The organism is Glaciibacter kafniensis (assembly GCF_039538945.1).
GTDB classification, from domain to species: domain Bacteria; phylum Actinomycetota; class Actinomycetes; order Actinomycetales; family Microbacteriaceae; genus Cryobacterium; species Cryobacterium kafniensis.
The window spans coordinates 13,359-37,846 of the sequence record NZ_BAABCN010000014.1 but is presented as its reverse complement, the minus strand read 5'-3'; the positions used below and the strand labels follow the sequence as shown (position 1 = coordinate 37,846).

Here is a 24,488-nt window from a genome sequence, read left to right as displayed (position 1 = left end):
CCCGCGTGGCGCAATCGGACCCGGCGTCCGACCCGCGTGGCGCAATCGGACCCGGCATCCGACCCGCATGGCGGATGTGCGGCAGGGACGTTGAGGGGCGAATTGTGCATTGCGCGCGTTGGGCGCCGCTGCGCGCGGTGGCGCCGACCCGCGTGACGGCACCGGACCCGCGCAGCGGATGCGGCCTGGCCGGCGGAGGTCCGCTACATCGCCCGGCACTCGTGAGAAGACTCGACGCCCACGCGGCTTGACCTTACCCAGAGAAGCGTCACCTTACCCAGAGAAGCGTCGACCCGGCCGCGGGCGGCCTCCCCGACCACCGAGACGTCGCTAGACCGAGCGGAGAACCGCCACGATCTTGCCGAGAATCTCGGCATGGTCGCCCATGATCGGCTCGAAGTTCGTGTTGCGCGGAAGCAACCAGGTGTGGCCGTCACGCTGACGGAACACCTTGACCGTCGCCTCGTTGTCGAGCATGGCGGCGACGATCTCACCGTTCTCCGCGGTCTTCTGCTGACGCACGACCACCCAGTCGCCGTCGCAGATCGCGGCGTCGATCATCGATTCGCCGACGACCTTGAGCATGAACAGGTCGCCCTTGCCCACGAGCTGGCGGGGGAGCGGAAAGATCTCATCGATCTGCTGGTCAGCGGTGATCGGGATGCCGGCGGCGATACGGCCGACAAGGGGAACCATTGCGGCGTCACCGATCTGCACGTTCGACGCCGAGGAGTCGGCGTCTCCGACCGAATTGTCGTCGGTGGACTGCGGCAGCTCGATCAGAATCTCGAGCGCGCGCGGACGGTTCGGGTCACGGCGCAGGTAGCCGCTCAGCTCCAACTGGTTGAGCTGGTGCGTCACGCTCGACAGCGAGGCGAGGCCCACGGCGTCGCCGATCTCGCGCATGCTCGGCGGATATCCGCGGCTGCTCACCGAACGTGAGATCACGTCGAGAATCGCCAGCTGCTTCTCGCTGAGGCTCTTTCGGCGACGTGTGCCGCCCCGTTCGCGGGGGCCGCTGGTCTCTTTCGTCATGTCACTCGCTCCTCGTGCCGATGTCGTTGGGTTCGAATGTCAGAGGTGTCTGGTTGTGTTCGATCCGTCAACAAAAACTGTATCCCCGCACTCCTGGAAAACAAACACTTCTTCGAGTGTGTTGCCCGATTGTTTTGAAGAACAACGTAAAGAGGCTTGATTCTTCGAACAATCGAATATATATTCGGAACATAGATTCGGATGCGGCTCCCTCGATGGGGATCCGGATACGTACTTACCAGGAGGTTCACCTTGAGCACAGCAGTCAGCACCGCAGCTCCGCACGGCTCCAATGGCACCACCCGCCTGCGTCTGACCCGACGCGGTCGCATCGTTTTCAGCACGATGGCGGCGCTCCCGCTCGTCGTCGGTGCGTTCGTCGTCACCCTCAACGGGGGAGCGGCCATCGCCTCCAACTCCGGCACCGCTGGTTCTGCGTCGTTCGACTACGTCACGGTGTCAGCCGGGCAGTCGCTCTGGCAGCTCGCCGAGACCCTCGCCCCCGAAGCCGACCCGCGCGATGTCATCGCTGAGATCGTCGCCCTCAATCAGTTGTCGACGGCCACCGTCGAGCCCGGCCAGCGCCTCGCCCTTCCGCTCACCGACTGAGCCTGGCGTCAACCGTCCGACCGGCAGTGTGCCAGGGAACAGGCAGCCGTCGTCGATCGAGTCGAGACCCGTGCCTATTCCTCACCGTGTTGCGAGTTGCTAGCGTTGACGCATGGCGACGCGCAGCGAGACGACGGCCGCGAGGTTTCAGCTTCCGTCGGGATCGTCCGGGTGGCTCACAGTGCGCGGCGCTCGAGAGCACAACCTGCAGAACGTTGACGTCGACATTCCGCGCGATGCCTTCGTGGTTTTCACCGGGGTATCAGGTTCAGGAAAGTCGTCGCTCGCTTTCGGCACAGTCTTCGCCGAGGCCCAGCGACGTTACTTCGAGTCCGTCGCCCCGTATGCCCGTCGACTGATCGACCAGGCTGGTGCGCCCGACATCGACTCGATCGGCGGCCTTCCTCCCGCAGTGGCCCTCAAGCAGGCCCGCGGAGGCGTAAGCTCGCGCTCCTCGCTCGGCACGATCAGCTCGCTCTCCGACGTGTTGCGCCTTCTGTTCAGCCGGGCCGGCACCTACCCAGATGGTGCGGAACATCTTCCGGCGGCTGCGTTTTCGCCCAATACTTCCGCCGGAGCCTGCCCGACCTGTCAGGGGTCCGGGGTGGCGAGGTCGACGACCGAAGACCTGCTCGTTCCCGACCCGTCATTGTCGATAGACGGGGGCGCCATCGCCGTGTGGCCGAACCGGGGCTGGCAGGGCCTCAACTTTCGTCGCATCGCCGACGAGCTCGGCTACGACATCCATTCGCCGTGGACGGACCTGGCGCCGAGCGACCGGAATCAGATCCTCTTCGGGGATGACGAACCCACCGTCGTCGTGCACGCCCGCGAAGGCGGGAACAAGAATCCGTACAACGGGTCCTGGCAGTCGGTCGAGAGATATCTCCTGCGCACCTACGCCAAAACCGAAGCGGAGTCCCAGCGCAATCGGCTCGAACCGTACCTCATCGTGGGCCCCTGTCCCACCTGTCGTGGCAAACGCCTGCGCGTCGAATCGCTCGCCGTCACCTTCGGCGGATACGATATCGCCGAGCTGGTCGCGCTTCCTCTGTCACGACTGGGCGATGTCCTCCAGGCGGGCCTTGAGGCGCAGGGTCGCGCACGGGGCCAGCACGGGGCACCGGCAGCATCCGCCGCCAGAGCACTGGTCAAGGATTTCGGCGGACGCGTGGACGCTATCATCCGGCTGGGACTCGGCTACCTCCCGATGGACCGCTCCAGCGTCAACCTTTCCCCGGGCGAGCTGCAACGGATTCGGCTCGCCAGCCAGCTCAGATCGGGTCTGTTCGGTGTGCTCTATGTCTTGGACGAGCCGTCCTCCGGATTGCATCCGGCGGACGCCAAGGCCCTGTACGAGGCCCTCCGGGAACTCATCAATGCAGGCAACTCCCTGCTCGTGGTCGAGCATGACCTCCGCATCGCCCGGCGTGCTGATTGGATCATCGACGTCGGACCGAGAGCCGGCAACCAGGGAGGGCGGGTGATCTTCAGCGGACCGCCAGACGGCCTGGAGCGTGCCACCGACTCCGTGACCGCGAAATTCATGTTTCCCGACGGGCCGCCGCCGACGCATCTGCTGCGCGTGCCCCCGGCATGGCGTGAATTCACTCACCTCAGCAGGAATAACCTTCAGAACATTTCCGTGAAAATTCCACTGGGGGTGATGACCACGATCACCGGCGTCTCTGGCTCGGGCAAATCGTCGCTGGTGACCGAAATCATCGACCGGGTGAACGCCGAGAATGAGGCAGGGGCGCCCCGGCAGCGAATCATCTCGATCGACCAGAAGCCGATCGGACGCTCGCCTCGATCCAACCTGGCGACGTACACCGGCCTCTTCGATACCGTGCGTCAGCTCTTTGCGGGCACTGCGGATGCGAAGGCCCGTCGTTTCACTGCCGGCCGCTTCTCGTTCAACGTTGAGGGCGGGCGCTGCCCGACCTGCCAGGGAGAGGGCTTCATCAGCATTGAGCTGATCTTCATGCCCGACGACTACTCGCCCTGCCCCACCTGCCACGGCGCCCGCTACAACCCCGAAACCCTGAAAGTTCTCTACCGCGGCGTCACCATTGCGGACGTGCTCGCCATGACCGTCACGGCAGCCCAGGATTTCTTTGCGGAGGTTCCCGCTGTCAATCGAGCGCTCGGTGTGCTGACCGACGTCGGGCTGGGCTACCTGACGCTCGGACAGCCGGCCACCGAGCTGTCCGGCGGCGAAGCGCAACGGATCAAGCTCGCCACTGAGCTTCAGCGGCCCGGCCGGGTCGGCACCATTTTCGTGCTGGACGAGCCAACGGGAGGACTGCACCCGGCCAACGTGCGTGCCCTCATCGAAGTGTTCGAAACGCTCACCGAGACAGGCAACACGGTGATCGCCGTTGAGCACAACATGGATGTCGTCGCCGCGTCAGACTGGATCATCGAACTCGGGCCCGCGGGCGGCGATCGAGGTGGCCACGTCATTGCCGCAGCAACGCCCCCCGATCTGCTGGCGGTGCCGGGCAGTGTGACCGCTCCATTCCTTGCGCAGGCGCTGCCGGTCTGACCAGGCAGCAGCACCAGGCTGGCCCGGTAACATTGCTCGGGTGACCAGCCTCAGCGACCTTCCCCTGCGCGACAATCTGCGCGGACTGATTCCCTACGGTGCCCCGCAACTTCACGTTCCGGTGGCCCTCAACGTGAACGAGAACACGCATCCCATTCCCGAGGCTGTTGCTCACGACATCGTGGCCTCCCTCGCCCGGGCGATCTTGACCGTCAACCGGTACCCCGATCGTGAGTTCACCGAACTGCGCACGAACCTGGCCGACTACCTCGGTCACGGTCTCACTGCCGAGAACATCTGGGCGGCCAACGGATCGAACGAAGTGCTCCAGCAGGTGCTGCAGGCATTCGGCGGCCCCGGTCGCAGCGTGCTCGGTTTCTCGCCGACCTATTCCATGTACGAGATTCTCGCCTCCGGCACCGGAACCGACTGGATCGCCGGCGAACGCGATGCCGACTACGAGCTGTCCCCGGAGACCGCTGTCGCCTGGGTGAAGAAGACCACCCCCTCGCTGGTGTTTCTCTGCTCGCCGAACAACCCCACCGGCACCCCGCTCTCCCTTGAGACGATCGCCGCGGTGTACGACGCGACCGACGGCATCGTTGTCGTCGACGAGGCCTACGCCGAGTTCGCCGCCGACGGCGAGGCATCCGCTCTGACCCTGCTGGCCGGGCGCCCGCGCCTGCTCGTCTCCCGCACTATGAGCAAGGCCTTCGCCTTCGCCGGTGCTCGGGTCGGCTACTTGGCCGCTGATCCGGCGGTGACGGATGCGATGCGTCTGGTTCGCCTGCCGTACCACCTGTCGGCGCTCACGCAGGCTGCGGCCAACGCGGCTCTTGCCCACACCCCCGAGATGCTGGCGATGGTCGACGACATTCGCGTGCAGCGCGATCGCCTCGTCGTCGAGCTGCGCGCTCTCGGCTACGCCCCGCACCGCAGCGGCAGCAACTTCGTGCTGTTCGGCGGGGTGGATGACCCGAAAGCCACGTTCCGCGCGCTTCTCGACCAGGGCGTGCTGATCCGTGACATCGGCATTCCGAACCACCTGCGCGTCAGCGCGGGAACCGCCGCGGAGACCACCGCTTTCCTCAGCGCGCTGGCCGGCCTGCGTGCCGCGCCCAGCTCAGCCGAATAGGCTAGCGGCATGACTTCTCTTGCCGTGTCCACCGCCCCCCGCGTCGCGCAGATCACCCGCGCCACGAGCGAGTCGAGCATCGAGCTCAGCATCAACCTCGACGGCACGGGCGTGAGCGACATTCAGACGTCCGTCCCGTTCTATGACCACCTGCTCACCGCGTTCGCCAAGCACTCGCTGACCGACCTCACGGTGCGCGCCACCGGCGACGTCGAGATCGACGTTCACCACACCGTCGAAGACATCGGCATCGCGCTCGGCCAGGCCATCAAGCAGGCGCTCGGCGACAAATCGGGCATCTCGCGCTACGGCGACGCCCTGGTGCCGCTCGATGAGGCGCTCGTTCAGGCCGTCGTCGACATTTCGGGTCGGCCCTACCTCGTGCACACCGGTGAGCCAGCCGGCTTCGAATTCCACTTGATCGGCGGGCACTTCACCGGCTCCATGGTGCGCCACGTCTTCGAAGCCATCAGCTACAACGCGGCGCTGACCGTGCACGTCACCGTGCTCGGTGGGCGCGATCCGCACCACATCGCCGAGGCCGAGTTCAAGGCGTTCGCTCGCGCGTTCCGCCAGGCCAAGGCCCTCGACCCGTTGGTCGTCGGAATCCCGTCGACGAAGGGCGCACTGTGACCTCGGTTGTTGTTCTCGACTACGGAACCGGCAACGTCCACTCCGCGGCGAAGGCCCTGGAGCAGGCCGGTGCCGATGTGACGTTGACGTCCGACCGCAAACAGGCTCTCGCTGCCGATGGTCTGGTGGTGCCCGGTGTCGGCGCGTTCAGCGCGGTGATGAGGGCGCTGAAGGATGTCTACGGAGACGAGATCATCGATCGGCGCCTTGCCGGCGGCCGGCCGGTACTCGGCATCTGCGTGGGCATGCAGGTGATGTTCGAGCACGGCGTCGAACGCGGCGTCGACACGGAAGGCCTCGGCGAGTGGCCGGGCACCGTGACGCAGTTGAAGGCGCCGGTGCTTCCGCACATGGGCTGGAACACCGTTGAAGCGCCCGAGGATTCGGTGCTGTTCCGCGGTCTTGCCGACGAGCGGTTCTACTTCGTGCACTCCTATGCCGCGCAGGAATGGACGCTGGAAGTGGAGCCGCCGTTCCCGGTACCGAAGCTGACCTGGGCCGACCACGGCGGAAAGTTCTTGGCAGCGATCGAGAACGGTCCGCTTACCGCCACACAATTTCACCCGGAGAAATCCGGAGAGGCCGGCATCCGACTGCTGGCGAACTGGCTCGAGTCACTGCGCCACTAGCCACGCAGCGACGAGCTGAGCGGCCGCCGGTTGTTCGGACACCGGTCGTTTGGCTGCCGGCTGTGGGGCTGTGCATCGCGTCTGATCGACACGATCACTCAGGTCGCGCGAGTAGAATCAAATGTTGATTTCGGCCGCCCAGCGGCCACCCCGATTGAGGACATCCCATGAGTGAGTTCAATACAACACCGCGTCTCGTGCTTCTGCCCGCTGTTGATGTGGCCGGTGGAAAGGCCGTGCGGCTCACGCAGGGCGAAGCGGGCACCGAGACCAACTACGGCGACCCGGTCGACGCCGCCGCCGATTGGGCCGACCAGGGCGCCGAGTGGATTCACCTCGTCGACCTCGACGCCGCCTTCGGCCGTGGCAACAACACGAGCGTGATCAAGAAGGTCATCAAGCAGGTTCGCGGCGTGAACGTCGAGCTGTCCGGCGGCATCCGTGACGACGAGTCGCTCGAGGCCGCTCTCGGTACCGGGGTCAAGCGCATCAACCTCGGCACGGCGGCGCTGGAGAACCCCGAGTGGGCGGCCAGCGTGATCGCCCGCTACGGCGAGGCCATCGCCGTCGGTCTCGACGTGCGCGGCACCACCCTTTCTGCCCGCGGCTGGACCAAAGACGGCGGAGACATCTGGCAGGTGCTCGACCGCCTCGAAGACGCCGGCTGCGCCCGCTACGTGGTCACCGACGTCACGAAGGACGGCACATTGCAGGGCCCGAACGTCGACCTGCTACGCCAGGTGATGGACCGCACCCACCGCCCGGTGATCGCATCCGGCGGCATTTCAAGCCTCGACGACCTGATCGAACTGCGCCAGCTCGTGCCCCAGGGGCTCGAGGGCGCCATCGTCGGCAAGGCACTCTACGCGGGTGCATTCACGCTGCCTGAGGCGCTGGATGTCTCCGGCTCATAACCTCGGATCCACCGGCCGCCCTGGCGGACCCTCCGACTCGGCGGGCCAGCCCTGGGCCGGGCGCGAGTTCGAACCCAACGAGCACGCCGAGGATGACGGCACAACGCCGCCGCTTCTCGCCGAAGCGCTGCGGGCCTTTCGCGCGCGCGAAGTCGGCGAAGAGAGCGTCATCGACGCCCTCAGGGGGTCGCGCCTGCTGATCCCGCTGATCGCCGAGCTCGGTGAGGCCGGAACCAGCGAACACGGTCTGACGATCGACAAGAGCCAAGAGCTCTCGATCATCACGGTGGCCGGACCAGACGGACGCAATGTGCTGCCGGTGTTTTCGTCGGCAGCCACCATGGCGGCCTGGAATTCCGACGCGCGCCCGGTGCCGGCGGATGCCGTGCGGGTCGCGCTGGCCGCGGCGCAGGAAGAGACAGATCTGGTGGTGCTCGACCCGATCGCACCGACCGAGTTCGTCGTGCGGCGCCCGGCGCTCTGGGCGATCGCACAGAGTCTGCCGTGGACGCCCAGTTATGCGAGTCGTACCGTGGCCGACGCCTTCGACGAGTCGATCGCGTCGGAACTCTCGGTGCTCAGCGTCACCCTGGTGTCGGGGGATCCGGACTCCCGCCTGGCCGGGCCGGAGCTGATCGTGCGGTTGGAACTGATTGACGGGCTGACCCAGGTCGATCTCGACGCTGTCATGGCTCGGCTTGCCGCGCGGTGGGCGGCGAACGATGTGATCGCGACGGCGGTTGATTCCCTGAAGGTGCAGCTGATCGCCTCCGTGTAGCCGGCTGCCCGGTGCAGGGCGAGCAACCGGATCGCCCGAATTGCCCTAGGGAATGTCGGGGGAGTCGTTCAGGATGGTGACATGGAACCGATCACTGGCCGATTCTCGCCTGCGACGCTGGCGTGGTTCGGCGAGGCGTTCGCCGCTCCCACCGAGGTCCAGCTCGGTGCCTGGGACGCGATCTCCCGCGGCTCGCACGCCCTGGTCGTTGCCCCCACGGGTTCGGGCAAGACCCTGGCGGCGTTTCTCTGGGCGATCGACCGGCTTGCCGGCCAGCCCAGCACGGCCGAACAGGCCGACGGCTCCCGTCCGGCCGGCTCCGGTCACGTCGCCGCGCTCCCGGCAACGCGCGGCACCCGCGTGCTGTACATCTCGCCGCTCAAGGCACTGGGCGTCGACGTCGAACGCAATCTGCGGGCACCGCTGATCGGAATCGGGCGGGCCGCACGCCGTTTAGGCGCCGAACCCCCACTCGTCACGGTTGGGCTGCGCTCTGGCGATACGCCGAGCACAGAGCGGCGACGGCTGATCAAGAACCCGCCAGACATCCTGATCACGACGCCGGAGTCGCTGTTCCTCATGCTCACCTCGGCGGCGCGCGACACCCTGCGCACCGTCGACACCGTGATCGTCGACGAGATCCACGCTGTCGCCGCGACGAAGCGGGGTGCACACCTGGCCGTGTCTCTGGAGCGCCTCGACGCCATGCTCGAGCGGCCTGCGCAGCGGATCGGCCTGTCTGCCACCGTGCGGCCACCGAGCGAGGTCGCCCGCTTCCTCTCCGCGAGTGCGCCGGTTGAGATCGTTGCGCCGCCCAGCGGGAAGCGCTTCGACCTCTCGGTCGTTGTGCCGGTCGAAGACATGAGCCAGATCGCCCCGCCGGCCGAGCGGGAGGGCAGCGCCGCAGCATCGGCTCCCCAGGCCGGTTCTATCTGGCCGCATGTTGAGGAGGCGATCGTCGACCAGATCCTGACGCATTCGTCGGCGATCGTGTTCGCGAATTCACGGCGGCTTGCCGAGCGTCTCACCGCCCGGTTCAACGAGATCTACGCAGAACGTCAGGAGCTGGTCACGGCTGACATGCCCCTCACCGCCCTGGTGTCTTCGGCCGCGGTGGCCGCGCCCACCCGCGCCCCGGCCGCGCTGATGGGGGCGGCCGGGCAAACTCTCGGCGCCGACCCGCTCCTCGCCCGCGCCCACCACGGTTCGGTGAGCAAGGAGCAACGGGCCCAGATCGAAGACGATCTGAAATCCGGCCAGCTACGATGCGTGGTGGCCACCTCGAGCCTGGAGCTCGGCATCGACATGGGCGCCGTTGACCTGGTTGTGCAGGTGGAGTCGCCTCCTTCCGTCGCCAGCGGCCTGCAGCGGGTCGGGCGGGCAGGTCACCAGGTGGGGGAGATCTCGCGCGGCATCATCTATCCGAAGCACAGGGCCGACCTCATTCACTCCGCTGTCGCCGCCGAGCGGATGACGGCCGGCATGATCGAGTCGATTGCGGTCCCAGCCAACCCACTCGACATCCTCGCCCAACACACGGTGGCGGCCTGCGCGCTCGAACCGATCGACGCCGAAGAATGGTTCGTCACGCTCCGGCGCAGCGCGCCGTTCCAATCGCTGCCCCGCTCCGCCTATGAGGCCACCCTCGACCTGCTCGCCGGGCGGTATCCCTCCGACCAATTCGCCGAGTTGCGCCCCCGCATCATCTGGGATCGCGACACCGGCACGCTGACCGGCCGCCCCGGTGCGCAACGGCTCGCGGTCACCAGCGGCGGCACGATCCCCGATCGCGGTTTGTTCGGCGTCTTCATGGTCGGCGCAACAGACTCGGCGACCAGTCAGGGCCGAAGGGTCGGCGAACTCGACGAAGAGATGGTCTACGAGTCTCGGGTCGGCGATGTCTTCGCGCTCGGCACGACGAGCTGGCGCATCCAGGAGATCACGCACGATCGAGTACACGTGGTTCCGGCCTTCGGTCAGCCAGGACGATTGCCGTTCTGGAAGGGCGATGGGCTGGGCCGCCCCGTGGAGCTGGGACGAGCCATCGGCGAGTATGTGCGGGAGCTGGCATCCGCTTCTCCCTCAGACGCGCAGGCGCGGTGTGCGGCCGGAGGGCTCGACGACCGCGCGGCCAACAACCTGCTCGCCTTTCTTCAGGAGCAACAAGCGGCCACCGGCCATCTGCCCACCGACCGCACGCTCGTGGTCGAGCGTTTCAGAGACGAACTCGGTGACTGGCGGGTCGTGCTGCACTCGCCGTTCGGCATGCAGGTTCACGCGCCGTGGGCGCTGGCTATCGGTGCGCGGGTGCGCGAGCGCTTCGGCATCGACGGCAGCTGCATGGCCAGCGACGACGGCATCGTGGTGCGCATCCCCGACACCGAGAAAGAGCCGCCCGGCGCCGAGCTCTTCGTCTTCGATCCCGATGAACTCGAACAGCTCGTGACAGACGAGGTGGGGGGCTCTGCCCTGTTCGCCTCCCGCTTCAGGGAGTGTGCCGCGCGCGCCCTGCTGTTGCCCCGCTACAACCCCGGTCGCCGATCGCCGCTCTGGCAGCAGCGCCAGAAGGCCTCGCAGCTGCTGGACGTCGCCCGCGAGTTTCCGACGTTCCCCATCATCCTGGAGACGGTGAGGGAGTGCCTGCAAGACGTCTACGACCTCCCGGCGCTCACCGAGCTCGCCCGGCAGATCGCCGCGCGTTCCGTGCGCCTCGTCGAAACCACAACGGATGTCGCCAGCCCGTTTGCGAGCACCCTGCTGTTCGGTTACGTGGCTGCTTTCATGTACGAAGGGGACTCCCCGCTGGCCGAACGCCGGGCGACGGCGCTGTCGATCGACTCCATGCTGCTGGCCGAACTCCTCGGCCGGGTTGAGTTGCGGGAGCTGCTCGACCCCGCGGTGACGGACGAGGTGGAGCTGGAACTTCAGAGGCTCGCGCCCGAGCGCAAGGCACGAGGACTCGAAGGCGCCATCGACCTGTTGCGCGGCCTGGGGCCGCTGACAAGTGCGGAGGTCGAAGAAAGGCTGGAGAACCCGGCGGAGACCGACCACCACCTGCACCAGCTCGTTGCAACGAAGCGGGCGATCCAGGTGCGGTTCGCCGGGGGCGACTGGTGGGCGGCGATTGAGGATGCGAGCCGGCTGCGGGATGCACTGGGTGTGCCGCTGCCGCTCGGTGTGCCGGAGGCCTTCACCGAACCGGTGTCCGATCCGCTCGGCGACCTCGTCAGCCGGTACGCCCGCACCCATGGCCCGTTCACGAGCACAGAAGTCGCTCTGCGGTTCGGCCTGGGCGCTGCCGTGGCCGATGTGGCGCTGCACCGTCTCGCCGGGGCGCGCCGCGTCATCGAGGGCGAGTTCCGTCCGACCGGCAGCGGTGCAGAGTGGTGCGACAGTGAGGTCTTGCGCAGGCTTCGCCGCCGCTCGCTTGCCGCGCTTCGACACGAGGTGGAACCCGTCGACCAGGTGGCGATCGGCCGGTTTCTGCCAGCCTGGCAACACGTCGGCGGCGCGCTGCGCGGAATCGATGGCGTGGCATCCGTCATCGAACAGCTCGAAGGCGTGCGCATTCCGGCGTCGGCGTGGGAATCCCTGGTGTTACCATCGCGCGTGTCCGACTATTCACCGACGATGCTCGACGAACTGACAGCCACCGGCGAAGTGCTGTGGGCAGGGGCAGGCACGCTGGCCGGCAATGACGGCTGGGTGAGCTTGCACCTGGCGGAGACTGCCCCGCTCAGCCTGCCGTTGCTGCCAGACGGGGAGACCACGCCACTGCAGCGGGAGGTGCTGACCACGCTCGGCGGTGGGGGCGCATTCTTCTTTCGCCAGCTCGCCGATGCGGTGGGGAGTCAGGACGACGCCGAACTGGTCACCGCGCTCTGGGATCTGGTGTGGGCCGGGCTCGTCAACAACGACACCTTCGCGCCCATTCGTGCCCTCATCGCAGGCGGACACACCGCTCACCGCCAGGCCAGATCAGCGCCGCGCTCACGCCTGCACCGAGGGAGAGCAATGCCGAGGCCGACCATGCCGAGCCGAACCGGTCCGCCGAGCGTCGCAGGGCGTTGGTCGATCGTGCCGCTGGCCGAGCAGTCGCCCACCGTCAGGGCTCACGCGCTGGGGGAGACGCTGCTCGAACGCTATGGAGTGGTGACCAGGGGCGCGGTGATGAGCGAGGGGATCACGGGTGGGTTCGCGCTCGTGTATCGCACGCTCTCCGGTTTCGAAGAACTCGGCCGCGCCCGCCGCGGCTACTTCGTCGACGGACTCGGCGCCGCCCAGTTCGCCACCGGCGGGTCGATCGACCGGCTGCGTGCGTCGCTACCCACGCCGTCAGAGCAGGAGCGCAGGCGGGAGGCCGGGCGGCAGGACGTGGTGGCCCTCGCCGCGACGGACCCGGCGAACCCGTACGGTGCGGCATTGGCCTGGCCGCCGCTGCCGGAGGGCACCAGTCACCGTCCAGGACGCAGGGCAGGTGCGCTCGTCGTCATCGTCGATGGTGAGCTGGTGCTCTATATCGAACGCGGAGGCAAGTCGATTCTGTCGTTCAGCGACGACGATCAGGTCGTGTCGGCCGCCGCAGCGGCAGTGGCCCAGTTGATCACCCGCAGGGGTGTCGCGCAGCTCGGTGTTGAGACGGTGAACGGCCGGTTCATCATCGGCACGCAGCTCGGCCACGCGTTGCAAGCCGTTGGCTTTGGAGCGATTCCACGCGGGCTGAAGATGAGGAGTTGATGTGCCGGAGGGCGACACAGTGTTCCGCACTGCCCGAAACCTCGATGCGGCCCTGCGTGGTGCAGTGCTCACCCGCAGCGACTTCCGTGTTCCCCGATTCGCGACGGTGAACCTGGCCGGCGAGACCGTGCACGAGGTGGCGAGCCGCGGAAAGCATCTGCTGATCAGAGTGGGGGAGACCAGCATCCATTCGCATTTGAAGATGGAGGGCTCCTGGCACCTCTACCGGCCGGGCAGCCACTGGAAAAGGCCAGCCTGGCAGGCGCGCGCCATTCTCGAAACGGATGACTGGGTGGCGGTCGGATTCGACCTCGGCATCCTGGAGATCCTCCCGCTCGCCGACGAGGCGCAGGCGCTGGACTACCTCGGTCCCGACCTGCTCGGCGAGGACTGGGACGCGGGTGAGGCGTTGCTGCGGATGGAGCAGCGTCCAGAGCGCCCCATTGCCGTCGCACTGGCCGACCAGCGCAATCTCGCGGGTCTCGGCAACGAATACGTCAATGAACTGTGCTTCTTGCGGGGCGTGCTCCCGACCAGGCGCGTCGGCGAAATGGCCGACGTGCCGGCGATGATCGCCCTGGCCAAACGGCTGATCGAGGCCAACCGCGACCGCGACCGGCGCACCACGACCGGCGACACAAGAACGGGCGCACACAGTTGGGTCTACTCCCGCGAAGGACTGCCGTGCCGTCGGTGCGGCACCCGGATCCTCCGAGGCGAACTCGGCCGCACCGACCTGGAGTTGCGCGTCACCTATTGGTGCCCACAGTGCCAGACATGACAGTGGCCAACCGCGACAGCGGCAACGCCACGCTCAACGATGAGCGGGCCGCCTGGGCGACCTGCTCATCGAGAACGTCTGGCTAGCGAACTAGTTGACCGGACCGGTGTACTTCTCGCCGGGGCCCTGGCCGATCGGGTCGGGAATCGCCGACGCCTCACGGAACGCCAGCTGCAGCGAACGCAAGCCGTCGCGCAGGCTGCGTGCGTGCATGTCTGAGATGTCGGGGGCGGATGCCGTCACCAGGCCGGCGAGGGCGGTGATGAGCTTGCGTGCCTCGTCCAGGTCGAGCTGGCTCTCTGGATCATCGGCCAGTCCGCACTTGACCGCGGCGGCACTCATCAAGTGCACTGCAGCGGTCGTGATGACCTCAATTGCGGCGACATCGGCGATGTCCCGCGTGGCCTGCGCTGCGTCATCCTGATCAAATGTGTTACTCACTGCCATCCTCTGCTAGACTCGACGCGGCTCCGGGGCAATAGCTCCGGTACGAAAGTGGATAATCTCCCACCCGCGCTTGACCGCTTCATCAAGGTTACCGGGTAGTTTGCACTCCGCCGGCTCGGCACTGGGTTCAGTTCTGAGGCGGTAGACAGGGTGTCGTGTGTAGTTTGGCGAAAGTAATTTCGTGCAAGTTATACGCGTGATTTCTCACTTCGTCACGGGCGACATCCGTCACCTGTTGTAGCCACGAAGATTGAGAAAGAGGAGCGACGCATCAGCGATCCCCGTACAAATGACCGTATCCGCGTCCCTGAAGTTCGTCTCGTCGGCCCCGCCGGTGAGCAGATCGGGGTCGTGGCCATTGATGTTGCCCTGCGCATGGCACAGGAAGCAGATCTCGACCTCGTCGAGGTAGCTCCCACGTCCAAGCCGCCGGTTGCCAAGATCATGGACTACGGCAAATTCAAGTACGAGGCTGCGCAGAAGGCCAAAGAGGCCAGGCGCAACCAGGCGAACACGATCCTGAAAGAGGTTCGTTTCCGCCTCAAGATTGACAAGCACGACTACGAAACCAAGCGCAAGCGCGCCGAGGGCTTCCTGAAGGCCGGCGACAAGGTCAAGGCAATGATTTTGTTCCGTGGACGTGAGCAGTCGCGTCCCGACCAGGGCGTACGTCTGCTTCAAAGATTTGCCGAGGATGTGGCGGAGTTCGGTTCGGTCGAATCGACCCCCACCATCGACGGTCGAAATATGGTCATGGTCATTGGCCCCCTGAAGAACAAATCAGAGGTCAAGGGCGAGGCCCTCGCACACCGTGCTGCTGATAAAGCAGCGAAACAGGAGGAAAAGAATGCCTAAGCAGAAGACCCACTCCGGGGCCAAGAAGCGATTCAAGATCACCGGTAGCGGCAAGGTCATGAAGCAGCAGGCTGGAATGCGTCACAACCTGGAGGTCAAGTCTGCCAAGCGCAAGGCTCGCCTGAACCAGGACCAGGTGCTGTCAAAGGCCGACAGCAAGACCGCCAAGAAGCTTCTCGGTCACTAAGACCCTCGTTATCTCGTTAGGAATATAGAAAAATGGCAAGAGTAAAGAGGGCCGTCAACGCCCACAAGAAGCGTCGCGTCATCCTTGAGCGCGCCTCGGGCTACCGCGGACAGCGTTCACGCCTGTACCGCAAGGCCAAGGAGCAGGTCACACACTCGCTGGTTTACAGCTACCGCGACCGTCGTGCCCGCAAGGGTGACTTCCGTCGCCTGTGGATCCAGCGCATCAACGCGGCATCGCGTGCCAACGGCCTGACCTACAACCGTCTGATCCAGGGCCTCGGTCTTGCAGACATCAAGGTTGACCGTCGCATGCTGGCCGAGCTGGCCGTCAACGAGCCCGCCACGTTCGCGGCTCTCGTTGAGTCCGCCAAGAAGGCTCTTCCGGCTGACACCTCGGCACCGAAGGTCGCCGCGTAGTCAGACGACTGTGCAGGTCAGACGACTGTGCAGATTGACTGCGCAGGCTCTACCTCGCTTTACCTCCGAACGGGAGCAGGCTTCACCGCCTGCTCCCGTTCTGCATTTCGGCCCGGTCCCGGCTCTGAGTCGGCGCTCTTCCAGCAGCGTTTCGACCTCGTTTTCGGCCTCGGGGCGAGAAAGCCTCAAGTAGGCTTGACCCATGCTTGATAACCCCCGTTCCCCGCGTGTTCGCGCCGTTGCCAAACTCGAAAAGCGTGCCGCTCGCTTAGAGACGGGAATGTTTCTTCTCGAAGGCCCCCAGGCTGTCTCTGAAGCGCTGACCTTCCGCCCCAACCTGGTCGTTGAGCTGTACGCCACCCCGACCGCGCTCGAGCGCTACGTCGAGATCGCTCAGCTGGCCACCGACGCCGGCGTCGACATCGAGTTCGTCAGCGAACAGGTCATCGACGCGATGGCCGACACCGTCACGCCGCAGGGTTTCGTCGCGGTCTGCCACCAGTTCCCGACCTCGGTCAAAGACATCTTCAACAACGAGCCCAAGCTCATTGCCATTCTCGAAGAGGTGCGCGATCCCGGCAACGCCGGCACGATCATCCGTGCAGCGGATGCCGCCGGTGCGGACGCCGTGATCTTCACGGGTCGCAGCGTTGACCTGTACAACCCCAAGGTTGTGCGTTCGTCGACCGGCTCGATCTTCCACCTCCCGGTCGCCGTCGGCGCCAACCTGATCGATGTGCGCGAGCGTGCGCGCTCGGCCGGCCTGCAGATCCTCGCCGCCGACGTCAAGGGCGGTGACCTCCTGGAGGCTCGCAACTCGGGGCTGCTCGCCAAGCCGACGGCCTGGCTGTTCGGCAACGAGGCACGTGGCCTCACCGACGACGATCTGCTGCTCGCCGACCAGTCGGTGTCTGTGCCGCTCTACGGCCACGCCGAGTCGATGAACCTCGCAACCGCCGCATCCGTCTGCCTCTACGAAAGCGCCTTCGCGCAGCGCAGCTAAGCCAGCAACTGGGTCGTGCATGTCGGCGTGCGACCGCACGCCGACGTGTTACAACTCGGTAACCGTCGGGCCACAGCCATAGGGAAGACGAACCCTCCTACCCTAGGTTGGGGGGCATGGAGAATTCTGAGTCTCTACCCCCGACGTCGAATATCACTGTGCGCCGCGGTGAGCCTCTCGTCGTCGTAACCGACGTCAACAAGCATTTCGGTGAACTTCACGTGCTGAAGAACATCAATGCCCAGGTCAATCGCGGCGAGGTCGTCGTGGTCATCGGCCCGAGCGGCTCTGGTAAGTCGACGCTGTGCCGGGCGATCAACCGACTCGAGACCATCGACGATGGTGTGATCAGCATCGACGGCCAGGTGCTTCCGGCTGAGGGCAAGGCTCTCGCACACCTGCGCGCCGATGTGGGCATGGTCTTTCAGTCGTTCAATCTGTTCGCGCACAAGACCGTGCTCGAGAACGTGACCCTCGGCCCGATCAAGGTGCGGGGCGTCTCCCGGCGCGAGGCCGAAGCCCGGGCGATGCAACTGCTCGAACGTGTCGGCGTCGCCAATCAGGCGAAAAAGATGCCGGCCCAGCTGTCGGGCGGCCAGCAGCAGCGCGTGGCCATTGCCCGCGCCCTGGCCATGGACCCGAAGGTGATTCTCCTCGACGAGCCGACCAGCGCGCTCGATCCGGAGATGATCAACGAGGTGCTCGAGGTGATGATCGATCTCGCCAACGACGGAATGACCATGATCGTGGTCACCCACGAGATGGGCTTCGCTCGCAAGGCCGCCGACCGGGTCATCTTCATGGCCGACGGCGAGATCGTCGAGGAAGCGACCCCCGAGGAGTTCTTCACCACGCCGCGCAGCACCCGGGCCAAGGATTTCTTGTCGAAACTGCTCTCGCATTGACTGCGAGTCACTGAGCCGGGGGCGGCCTGCCGCCCCGCACCAAGAAAGGGACGAAAAATGCGAAAGAGAATGACTCTCCTGGCCGTTGTGGCCGTTGCAGCGCTCGCCTTGGCGGGATGTTCGGGTTCCGACTCGGGAACCACCGGCTCGACGGATGCCGGATCCACACCGACCGCCCCCTTCGAGGTGGCGACCGACGTCGCCCTGACCGGCAGCCCCACCTTTGACGCCATGACCGAGCGTGGCTCGGTCAAGGTCGGGGTGAAGGAAGACCAGCCGGGCCTCGGCTACCTCGACGCGGCCACGGGCGAACGCACCGGGTTCGACATCGACATCGCGCGCTGGATCGCCGCCTCGCTCGGCTTCTCCGAGGACAAGATCGAGTTCGTCGCCATCCCCAGTGCAAACCGTGAAGCAGCGATCGTCAACGGCGATATCGACTACTACGTCGGCACCTATTCGATCACCGACAAGCGCAAGGAACAGATTGATTTTGCCGGACCCTACTTCGTGACCGGGCAGGGACTGCTGGTGGCCGCCGACAACTCCGACATCACGAGTGAAAAGGATCTTGCCGGAAAGACTGTCTGCTCTGCGACAGGTTCAACGCCGATCCAGAACATCAGGGACAACTTCCCCGACACCAAGACGGTGGAGTTTGACACCTACTCGCAGTGCGTTGACGCGCTGAAGGACGGCTCGGTCGACGCTGTCACAACGGATGCCGCGATCCTGATCGGGTATGCGGCGCAAGAACCGGATGTGCTCAAGGTGGTGGGCGAGCCGTTCACCGTCGAGAACTACGGTGTTGGCCTCCCGAAGGGCGACGACGCGCTGCGCACCTTCATCAATGAGATGTTCACCAATGGTGGCGAGACGTGGACTGCGATCTACGACGCCACCCTCGGCCAGTCCGGAACCAGCGTGGAACAGCCAGCGGTCGACCAGTACTAGTGGCGACAGCACGTGGTGGCCGTTCCCTCTCGGGGACTGCCACCGCGTGGATCGACGTGTGGTGGGCATCCGCCGCATGTGAACGTCACGAGCGGGAGTGAGAAGCATCCGGCATGGACACACTGATCAACAACCTCGACCTATTTGTGTCGGGGTTTCGAAACACACTGATTCTCTTCTTCTTCTCGGCGATCTTCGCCTTGATCCTCGGCACTGCCGTCGGCGCGATGCGCGTGTCGCCGGTACCGATCATGCGCGGCGTCGGCACCGTGTACGTCAACCTGGTTCGCAACACCCCGTTGACGCTGATCATGTTCTTCTTCGCCTTCGGCTACCCGAAACTCGGCCTCATCCCCTGGCCGTACGAAGTGCTCGCCATCATCGCGCTCAGCCTGTACACGGCGACGTATGTCGCAGAGGTGCTGCGCTCCGGCTTCAACACGGTGCCCGTCGGGCAGGCAGAGGCTGCGCGGGCGATCGGCTTGCCGTTTGCGCAGACCATGACGCTCGTCGTCATGCCGCAGGCCATGCGCGCGGTCATTCCGCCGATGATGAGTGTGTTCATCGCGCTTCTGAAGAACACGACAGTCGCCGCCGGCTTCTCGGTGGCCGAAGCCGGCTCGATCAGGGCCAACCTCTCTGAACGTGGTGAACCGGCCATCGTGGTGCTGCTCTGGGTTGCCGCCATCTTCGTGCTCCTGGTCGGGCTGCTCTCCCTCCTGCAGCGATATCTCGAGCGCCGATGGAAGGTGTTGCGATGAGCAGCGTTCTGTATGACGTGCCTGGCCCACGGGCCATCCGGCGCAATCGCATCTTGGGCATCGTCACGGTGCTCGTTGTGTTGGGCATTCTGGCCTTCATCCTCTACCGCTTCTCGGTAACGGGGCAGTTCACTGCCGCGAAGTGGCGGATCTTCACCTTTCCACTCGTGCAGCAAGCGATCGTGAAAGCCACCCTGTCCACGCTCACGGCGTTCGGTCTCGCTGCGGTGTTCAGCATGATCCTGGGGCTGCTGCTCTCGATCGGGCGCCTTTCGGCACACGCCTGGATTCGGGTTCCCGTGACTCTGTTCATCGAACTGTTCAGGGCAATACCCGTGCTGATCCTGATGATGATCATGTACTACGGGCTGCCGCCGCTCGGGGTGACGTTCGTCACCCCGCTGGTCGCGGTGGTAACGGCCCTGACCCTCTACAACGGTCCGGTTCTGGCCGAGGTGTTTCGTGCCGGCGTTGAGTCGCTGCCGAACGGACAGAAGGAGGCCGCGTATGCGATCGGCCTGCGCAAGAGCGGCGTGATGCGTCTCGTGCTCTATCCCCAGGCGATCAGGGCGATGATGCCCGTGATCATCTCGCAGCTGGTCGTCGTACTGAAGGACACGGCGCTCGGATTCATCGTCACGTTCAACGAACTGCTGTACCTCGCGAAGTTCTACGGATCGCAGGTGACGTACGGCTCACCCATCATTCCGGCGACTCTGGTCTTCGGCGCCATCTACGTCGCGCTCTGTCTGTTGCTCGCCGGGCTCGCGAAGTGGGTCGAGGTTCGCAGCCGCGGCAGCCAGCGAGAGTTGAAACCGGTTGACGTGGAAAAGATCGAACTCCGAGCCGGCGAGATCTAGCGATCGACGGCAGGTGGGTGACGCAGGTGGCCGACGCAGCCGCACGCACTAAACTTGGGTCTCGTGTCAGAGCCTATGAACAGCGACCCCGCTGAAATCACTGAATCAGGCGTGAGCGCGGCTGTCGATGCCGCCCTCGCCGCCATTTCCGCAGCCACCGATTCCGCTGCCCTCAAGACCGTGCGCACCGAGCACACCGGCGAGTTTTCCCCGCTCGCACAGTTCAACGCGCTGATGCGCAGCGTTCCCGGCGACCAGAAGGCCGCAGCCGGCAAGCTCGTCGGCGGCGCCCGCGGGCGGGTCAACCAGGCACTCGCCGCCAAGGAAGCCGAGATCGTCGAGGCCGAAGCGACGGCTCAGCTCGCGGCCGAAGCCGTTGACGTCACGGCCGCCGCCTCCACCTGGACGGCCGGTGCGCGGCATCCGCTGCCCCTGTTGCAGGAGCGCATCGCCGACGTCTTCGTCGGCATGGGCTGGGAAGTTGCAGAGGGCCCGGAGCTCGAGAGCGAATGGTTCAACTTCGACGCGCTCAACTTCGACGAGGACCACCCGGCCCGCGCGATGCAGGACACCTTCTTCATCGAGCCGACCAACGCGCACCTCGTGCTGCGCACCCACACCTCACCGGTACAGCTGCGCGCCCTGCTCAGCCGCGAACTGCCGGTCTACGTCGTCGCGCCCGGCCGGGTCTACCGCACCGACGAGCTCGACGCCACGCACACCCCGGTCTTCACCCAGATCGAGGGCATCGCCATCGACAAGGGCCTGACCATGGCTCACCTGCGCGGCACGCTTGACCACTTCGTCAAGGCCATGTTCGGCGACGAGGCCAAGGTGCGCCTGCGCCCCAACTACTTTCCGTTCACCGAGCCGAGCGCCGAGCTCGACCTCTGGCACCCGACCTTCTCGGGCGGCGCCCGCTGGATCGAGTGGGGCGGCTGCGGCATGGTCAACGCCAATGTGCTGCGCTCGGCCGGAATCGACCCGGAGGTCTACTCCGGATTCGCATTCGGCGTCGGCGTCGAACGGGCACTGATGTTCAGAAACGATGTAAAGGATATGCACGACATGGTCGAGGGCGATGTTCGGTTCAGCCAGCAGTACGGGATGAACGTCTGATGCGCGTCCCACTGAGCTGGCTCGGCGAGTACGTCGACCTGGAAGCCGGAACCACACCGGAAGACGTGCACGCCGCCCTGGTCAGCGTGGGTCTTGAGGAAGTAGAGATCCACCGTTTCGAGGTGACCGGTCCGGTCGTCGTCGGCGAGGTGCTCTCCTTCGACGAGGAGCCGCAGTCCAACGGCAAGACCATCCGCTGGTGTCAGGTGCGCGTCGCGCCCACGGGTGTCGAGCTCGCCGCCGACGGCGGTCCGGCCATCCACGGCATCGTCTGCGGTGCCCACAACTTCTTCGTCGGAGACAAGGTCGTCGTGACCCTGCCAGGCTCCGTGCTGCCCGGACCGTTCCCGATCGCCGCCCGCAAGACCTACGGTCACGTGTCAGACGGCATGATCGCCTCGGCTCGTGAGCTCGGTCTCGGCGACGAGCACGACGGCATCCTGCGCCTGGTCGAGCTCGGACTTGATGCAGAGGTCGGTGCGGATGCGTTGACTCTGCTGGGTCTGGACGACGCGGCCGTCGAGGTCAACGTCACCCCCGATCGTGGCTACGCCTTCTCGATTCGTGGCATTGCCCGTGAGTACTCGCATGCGACGGGTGCGGACTTCCGCGACCCGGCCCTGTCGGTTCCGCCGGTCACTGTCGCCTCGGAGTTCCCGGTCACCATCGACGACCAGGCTCCGATTCGCGGCCGCGTCGGTGCGAGCGTGTTCGTCACGCGCGTCGTGCGCGGCGTCGACCCGAGCACGCCGACCCCGGCCTGGATGATCGCCCGCCTCAAGCTGGCCGGCATGCGCTCGGTGTCGCTCGTCGTCGACGTCACCAACTACGTCATGCTCGAACTCGGCCAGCCGATCGGCGGCTACGACTTCGACAAGCTGGCCGGCGGCATGCTCGTGCGCCGCGCCCAGCCCGGCGAGAAGCTGGAGACGCTCGACGGCGTCAGCCGCACGCTCAGCCCAGAAGACCTGCTGATCGCCGACGACTCCGGCCCGATCGCCCTCGCCGGCGTCATGGGCGGAGCCTCGACCGAGGTCGGCGCAACCACCCGCAACGTGCTGATCGAATCGGCGAACTTCGACCCGGTGTCGATCGCACGTGCCGCGCGCCGGCACAAGCTGCCGAGCGAGGCATCCAAGCGTTTCGAGCGTGGCGTCGACCCGGCTGTCGCCGTTGTCGCTGCCGCGCGCGTCGTTCAGCTGCTCGTCGAGCTCGCCGGGGGAGTGGCCGATGACCTCGGCTCGCTGCACGACGCGACGCCGGACGCGGTCGCCATCGACTTGCCGAAGGGCTTCATCTCCGGCCTGATCGGACTGGAGTACACCGCGGCCGAGGTGCGCACCTCGCTGGCCGAGATCGGCGCATCCCTGGCCGAGACCGAGACCGGTTTGGCCGTCACACCGCCGAGCTGGCGCCCCGACCTGACCGATAAGTGGACGCTGGCCGAGGAAGTGGCCCGCATCGTCGGCTACGACCGCATCCCGTCGGTGCTGCCGATCGCGCCGCCCGGCCGCGGCCTGACCCGTGCACAGGTGTTGCGCCGTGCCGTCGCGACGACGTTGGCTGCCGCCGGTCACACCGAGGTGCTCGCCTACCCGTTCGTGTCGGAGAAGCAGAACGACCTCTTCGGTTCGCCCGACGCCGGCGGAGTTGCCCAGATCAAGATCGCCAACCCGCTCGACGGGGAGGTGCCGTTCCTGCGCACCTCGATCCTGCCTGGCCTGCTGCAGATCGCACACCGCAACCGCTCACGCGGCCTGGTGAACCTCTCGATCTTCGAGCAGGGCCTGGTCTTTCGCCCGGAACCCGGCGTGACGTATGGCGCGGCAACCCTGCCGCCCGGCGCCGTGCGCCCGAGCGATGCCCTCGAGGCAGAGCTGAACGCCGGCATCCCGCCGCAGCCGCACTTCGTCGCCGTCGTGCTCACCGGCAATGTGGTCACCCACCAGCCCGGTCAGACCCCGGTCGCCGCCAGCTGGCAAGATGCCCTCGCCGCCGTGCAGCAGGTCGCCCTCGCCACCGGTGCGCGCATCGGTGTGCGCCAGGGCAGCCACCAGGCGATGCACCCCGGTCGCACCGCCGAACTGTTCGTGACAGCGGATGGCGAAGAGGTCGTTGTCGGGTTCGCCGGCGAGCTGCTGCCCGCCGTCGCACGCGCGGCAGAACTTCCGAGCGTCGTCGGCGTTGCCGAGCTCGACCTCTCGCTGATCATTGAGCTGGCCGACCCGCAGATCGTGGCCAGCCCGATCGGAACGATGCCGGCGGCGACGCAGGATCTGTCGCTCGTCGTCGACGCGTCGGTTGCGGCCGGCGACGTTCTCGCTGCCGTGCAGGATGGCGCGGGATCATTGCTCGAGCACATCGAACTCGTCGACGACTACCGGGGTGCCGGCGTCGCATCCGGGCTCAAGTCGTTGACCTTCGCGCTGCGCTTCCGGGCGCCGGATCGCACGCTGACCGCGGCTGAGGCCAGCGCGGCCAAGCTCGACGGCGTGTCCGTCGCGGCGGCGCGGTTCAACGCGAGCTTGCGCGAGTAGCTCCGTCCCTGGTCGAGCGCGGCCACTCGCATCCGCCACCCGCAGCATCCGCTGTCTCCGCATCCGCCGAGTTTGACACTTGCGGTCGAGTTTCCCTGGCGCACCGGGGTATCTCGACCGGAACGGTCATGCTCGGCGAGAAGTGTCTGCCGAGAGTCGCCGTTTGTGCTGAGAGTCACCCGCTGAGCGGGTCATCTCGGGGCAACGGCGTTTCTCGCGTTAACGACCACGCGCATCCGCCGAGTTTGACACTTGCGGTCGAGTTCGCCTGGCACACCGGGGAGTCTCGACCGGAACGGTCAAGCTCGGTGAGAAGTGTCTGCCGAGAGTCGACGTTTGTGCTGAGAGTCACCCGCTGAGCGGGTCATCTCGGGGCAGCGGCGTTTCTCGCATTAACGACCACGCGCATCCGCCGAGTTTGACACTTGCGGTCGAGTTTCCCTGGCACACCGGGGTACTTCGACCGGAACGGTCAAGCTCGGCGAGAAGTGTCTGCCGAGAGTCGCCGTTTGTGCTGAGAGTCACCCGCTGAGCGGGTCATCTCGGGGCAACGGAGTTTCTCGCGTTAACGACCACGCGCATCCGCCGAGTTTGACACTTGCGGTCGAGTTTCCCTGGCACACCGGGGAGTCTCGACCGGAA

At 66.0% G+C, this 24,488-nt stretch carries 21 protein-coding genes; 19 read left to right on the top strand and 2 right to left on the bottom strand.

The features are described 5' to 3' along the window. Positions 1-330: 330 nt before the first annotated feature. Positions 331-1,035, bottom strand: coding sequence for a transcriptional repressor LexA (gene lexA / locus ABD791_RS17665; RefSeq protein ID WP_345069124.1), 705 nt, complete (start codon positions 1,033-1,035; stop codon positions 331-333). Between the two features lie 252 nt (positions 1,036-1,287). Between lexA and ABD791_RS17660 the strand changes: the two genes are divergently transcribed. From ABD791_RS17660 to ABD791_RS17620, 9 genes are all read left to right on the top strand, one after another. Continuing rightward, the gene (locus tag ABD791_RS17660) at positions 1,288-1,644 is read left to right on the top strand and encodes a LysM peptidoglycan-binding domain-containing protein (protein ID WP_345069122.1); all 357 of its coding nucleotides are present in this window, start codon (positions 1,288-1,290) and stop codon (positions 1,642-1,644) included. Between the two features lie 112 nt (positions 1,645-1,756). Beyond that, complete coding sequence (locus ABD791_RS17655) at positions 1,757-4,192, top strand: ATP-binding cassette domain-containing protein (RefSeq protein ID WP_345069120.1); 2,436 nt, start codon at positions 1,757-1,759, stop codon at positions 4,190-4,192. Between the two features lie 40 nt (positions 4,193-4,232). After that, on the top strand, positions 4,233-5,327 hold the full coding sequence (locus tag ABD791_RS17650) for a histidinol-phosphate transaminase (RefSeq protein WP_345069118.1): 1,095 nt from the start codon (positions 4,233-4,235) through the stop codon (positions 5,325-5,327). Positions 5,328-5,336: 9 nt separating this feature from the next. Beyond that, positions 5,337-5,960 (top strand): imidazoleglycerol-phosphate dehydratase HisB, encoded by a 624-nt coding sequence (gene hisB / locus ABD791_RS17645; RefSeq protein ID WP_425562269.1) that lies wholly within the window; start codon positions 5,337-5,339, stop codon positions 5,958-5,960. Next, positions 5,957-6,589: an imidazole glycerol phosphate synthase subunit HisH gene (hisH, locus tag ABD791_RS17640; protein ID WP_345069116.1), complete on the top strand. Its 633-nt coding sequence runs from the start codon at positions 5,957-5,959 to the stop codon at positions 6,587-6,589. The genes hisB and hisH overlap by 4 nt, the downstream gene beginning before the upstream one ends. Positions 6,590-6,756: 167 nt before the next feature. Next, on the top strand, positions 6,757-7,503 hold the full coding sequence (gene priA / locus ABD791_RS17635; RefSeq protein WP_345069114.1) for a bifunctional 1-(5-phosphoribosyl)-5-((5-phosphoribosylamino)methylideneamino)imidazole-4-carboxamide isomerase/phosphoribosylanthranilate isomerase PriA: 747 nt from the start codon (positions 6,757-6,759) through the stop codon (positions 7,501-7,503). Continuing rightward, positions 7,487-8,281, top strand: a complete 795-nt coding sequence (locus tag ABD791_RS17630) for an SseB family protein (RefSeq protein WP_345069112.1) — start codon at positions 7,487-7,489, stop codon at positions 8,279-8,281. The genes priA and ABD791_RS17630 overlap by 17 nt, the downstream gene beginning before the upstream one ends. 81 nt (positions 8,282-8,362) lie before the next feature. Next, on the top strand, positions 8,363-13,018 hold the full coding sequence (locus ABD791_RS17625) for an ATP-dependent helicase (RefSeq protein WP_345069109.1): 4,656 nt from the start codon (positions 8,363-8,365) through the stop codon (positions 13,016-13,018). A gap of 1 nt (position 13,019) precedes the next feature. Further along, a complete protein-coding gene (locus tag ABD791_RS17620; protein WP_345069107.1) occupies positions 13,020-13,799 on the top strand; it encodes a DNA-formamidopyrimidine glycosylase family protein in 780 nt (259 codons plus the stop codon). Between the two features lie 90 nt (positions 13,800-13,889). On the opposite strand, the gene ABD791_RS17615 is transcribed toward ABD791_RS17620, so the two are convergent. Next, entirely contained in the window at positions 13,890-14,240 is a 351-nt protein-coding gene (locus ABD791_RS17615) for a DUF1844 domain-containing protein (protein WP_345069105.1), read from the bottom strand. A 276-nt stretch (positions 14,241-14,516) separates the two neighbouring features. On the opposite strand from ABD791_RS17615, the gene infC reads away from it, so the two are divergent. The 10 genes from infC to pheT all read left to right on the top strand — a co-directional run bounded on the left by infC (position 14,517) and on the right by pheT (position 23,846). Beyond that, the gene (gene infC / locus ABD791_RS17610; protein WP_345069200.1) at positions 14,517-15,101 is read left to right on the top strand and encodes a translation initiation factor IF-3; all 585 of its coding nucleotides are present in this window, start codon (positions 14,517-14,519) and stop codon (positions 15,099-15,101) included. Then, positions 15,094-15,288, top strand: coding sequence for a 50S ribosomal protein L35 (gene rpmI / locus ABD791_RS17605; protein ID WP_179577345.1), 195 nt, complete (start codon positions 15,094-15,096; stop codon positions 15,286-15,288). The genes infC and rpmI overlap by 8 nt, the downstream gene beginning before the upstream one ends. Positions 15,289-15,320: 32 nt before the next feature. Beyond that, positions 15,321-15,707, top strand: coding sequence for a 50S ribosomal protein L20 (gene rplT, locus ABD791_RS17600; protein WP_345069103.1), 387 nt, complete (start codon positions 15,321-15,323; stop codon positions 15,705-15,707). A gap of 202 nt (positions 15,708-15,909) precedes the next feature. Continuing rightward, positions 15,910-16,710, top strand: a complete 801-nt coding sequence (locus tag ABD791_RS17595) for a TrmH family RNA methyltransferase (RefSeq protein WP_345069102.1) — start codon at positions 15,910-15,912, stop codon at positions 16,708-16,710. 116 nt (positions 16,711-16,826) lie between these two features. Next, positions 16,827-17,615 carry an amino acid ABC transporter ATP-binding protein gene (locus ABD791_RS17590; protein ID WP_345069100.1) on the top strand — a complete coding sequence of 263 codons (789 nt, stop codon included), beginning with the start codon at positions 16,827-16,829 and terminating at the stop codon, positions 17,613-17,615. Between the two features lie 57 nt (positions 17,616-17,672). Beyond that, positions 17,673-18,569, top strand: coding sequence for a glutamate ABC transporter substrate-binding protein (locus tag ABD791_RS17585; RefSeq protein ID WP_345069099.1), 897 nt, complete (start codon positions 17,673-17,675; stop codon positions 18,567-18,569). Positions 18,570-18,682: 113 nt separating this feature from the next. Then, the gene (locus tag ABD791_RS17580; RefSeq protein WP_345069097.1) at positions 18,683-19,330 is read left to right on the top strand and encodes an amino acid ABC transporter permease; all 648 of its coding nucleotides are present in this window, start codon (positions 18,683-18,685) and stop codon (positions 19,328-19,330) included. Then, positions 19,327-20,190: an amino acid ABC transporter permease gene (locus ABD791_RS17575; RefSeq protein WP_345069095.1), complete on the top strand. Its 864-nt coding sequence runs from the start codon at positions 19,327-19,329 to the stop codon at positions 20,188-20,190. The genes ABD791_RS17580 and ABD791_RS17575 overlap by 4 nt, the downstream gene beginning before the upstream one ends. Positions 20,191-20,265: 75 nt before the next feature. Next, positions 20,266-21,309 carry a phenylalanine--tRNA ligase subunit alpha gene (gene pheS, locus ABD791_RS17570; RefSeq protein WP_345069199.1) on the top strand — a complete coding sequence of 348 codons (1,044 nt, stop codon included), beginning with the start codon at positions 20,266-20,268 and terminating at the stop codon, positions 21,307-21,309. Beyond that, positions 21,309-23,846: a phenylalanine--tRNA ligase subunit beta gene (gene pheT / locus ABD791_RS17565; protein ID WP_345069094.1), complete on the top strand. Its 2,538-nt coding sequence runs from the start codon at positions 21,309-21,311 to the stop codon at positions 23,844-23,846. Before pheS ends, pheT begins: the two co-directional genes overlap by 1 nt. Positions 23,847-24,488: the final 642 nt, after the last annotated feature.

Excerpts from the sequence above, each read along its gene's own strand:
- pheS (WP_345069199.1), top strand. The coding sequence starts at position 20,266 with ATGAACAGCGACCCCGCTGAAATCACTGAATCAGGCGTGAGCGCGGCT.
- pheT (WP_345069094.1), top strand. The coding sequence starts at position 21,309 with ATGCGCGTCCCACTGAGCTGGCTCGGCGAGTACGTCGACCTGGAAGCC.
- ABD791_RS17625 (WP_345069109.1), top strand. The coding sequence starts at position 8,363 with ATGGAACCGATCACTGGCCGATTCTCGCCTGCGACGCTGGCGTGGTTC.
- priA (WP_345069114.1), top strand. The coding sequence starts at position 6,757 with ATGAGTGAGTTCAATACAACACCGCGTCTCGTGCTTCTGCCCGCTGTT.
- ABD791_RS17585 (WP_345069099.1), top strand. The coding sequence starts at position 17,673 with ATGCGAAAGAGAATGACTCTCCTGGCCGTTGTGGCCGTTGCAGCGCTC.
- rpmI (WP_179577345.1), top strand. The coding sequence starts at position 15,094 with ATGCCTAAGCAGAAGACCCACTCCGGGGCCAAGAAGCGATTCAAGATC.
- ABD791_RS17630 (WP_345069112.1), top strand. The coding sequence starts at position 7,487 with ATGTCTCCGGCTCATAACCTCGGATCCACCGGCCGCCCTGGCGGACCC.
- hisB (WP_425562269.1), top strand. The coding sequence starts at position 5,337 with ATGACTTCTCTTGCCGTGTCCACCGCCCCCCGCGTCGCGCAGATCACC.
- lexA (WP_345069124.1), bottom strand. The coding sequence starts at position 1,035 with ATGACGAAAGAGACCAGCGGCCCCCGCGAACGGGGCGGCACACGTCGC.
- ABD791_RS17595 (WP_345069102.1), top strand. The coding sequence starts at position 15,910 with ATGCTTGATAACCCCCGTTCCCCGCGTGTTCGCGCCGTTGCCAAACTC.
- ABD791_RS17580 (WP_345069097.1), top strand. The coding sequence starts at position 18,683 with ATGGACACACTGATCAACAACCTCGACCTATTTGTGTCGGGGTTTCGA.
- ABD791_RS17590 (WP_345069100.1), top strand. The coding sequence starts at position 16,827 with ATGGAGAATTCTGAGTCTCTACCCCCGACGTCGAATATCACTGTGCGC.
- rplT (WP_345069103.1), top strand. The coding sequence starts at position 15,321 with ATGGCAAGAGTAAAGAGGGCCGTCAACGCCCACAAGAAGCGTCGCGTC.
- ABD791_RS17575 (WP_345069095.1), top strand. The coding sequence starts at position 19,327 with ATGAGCAGCGTTCTGTATGACGTGCCTGGCCCACGGGCCATCCGGCGC.
- ABD791_RS17655 (WP_345069120.1), top strand. The coding sequence starts at position 1,757 with ATGGCGACGCGCAGCGAGACGACGGCCGCGAGGTTTCAGCTTCCGTCG.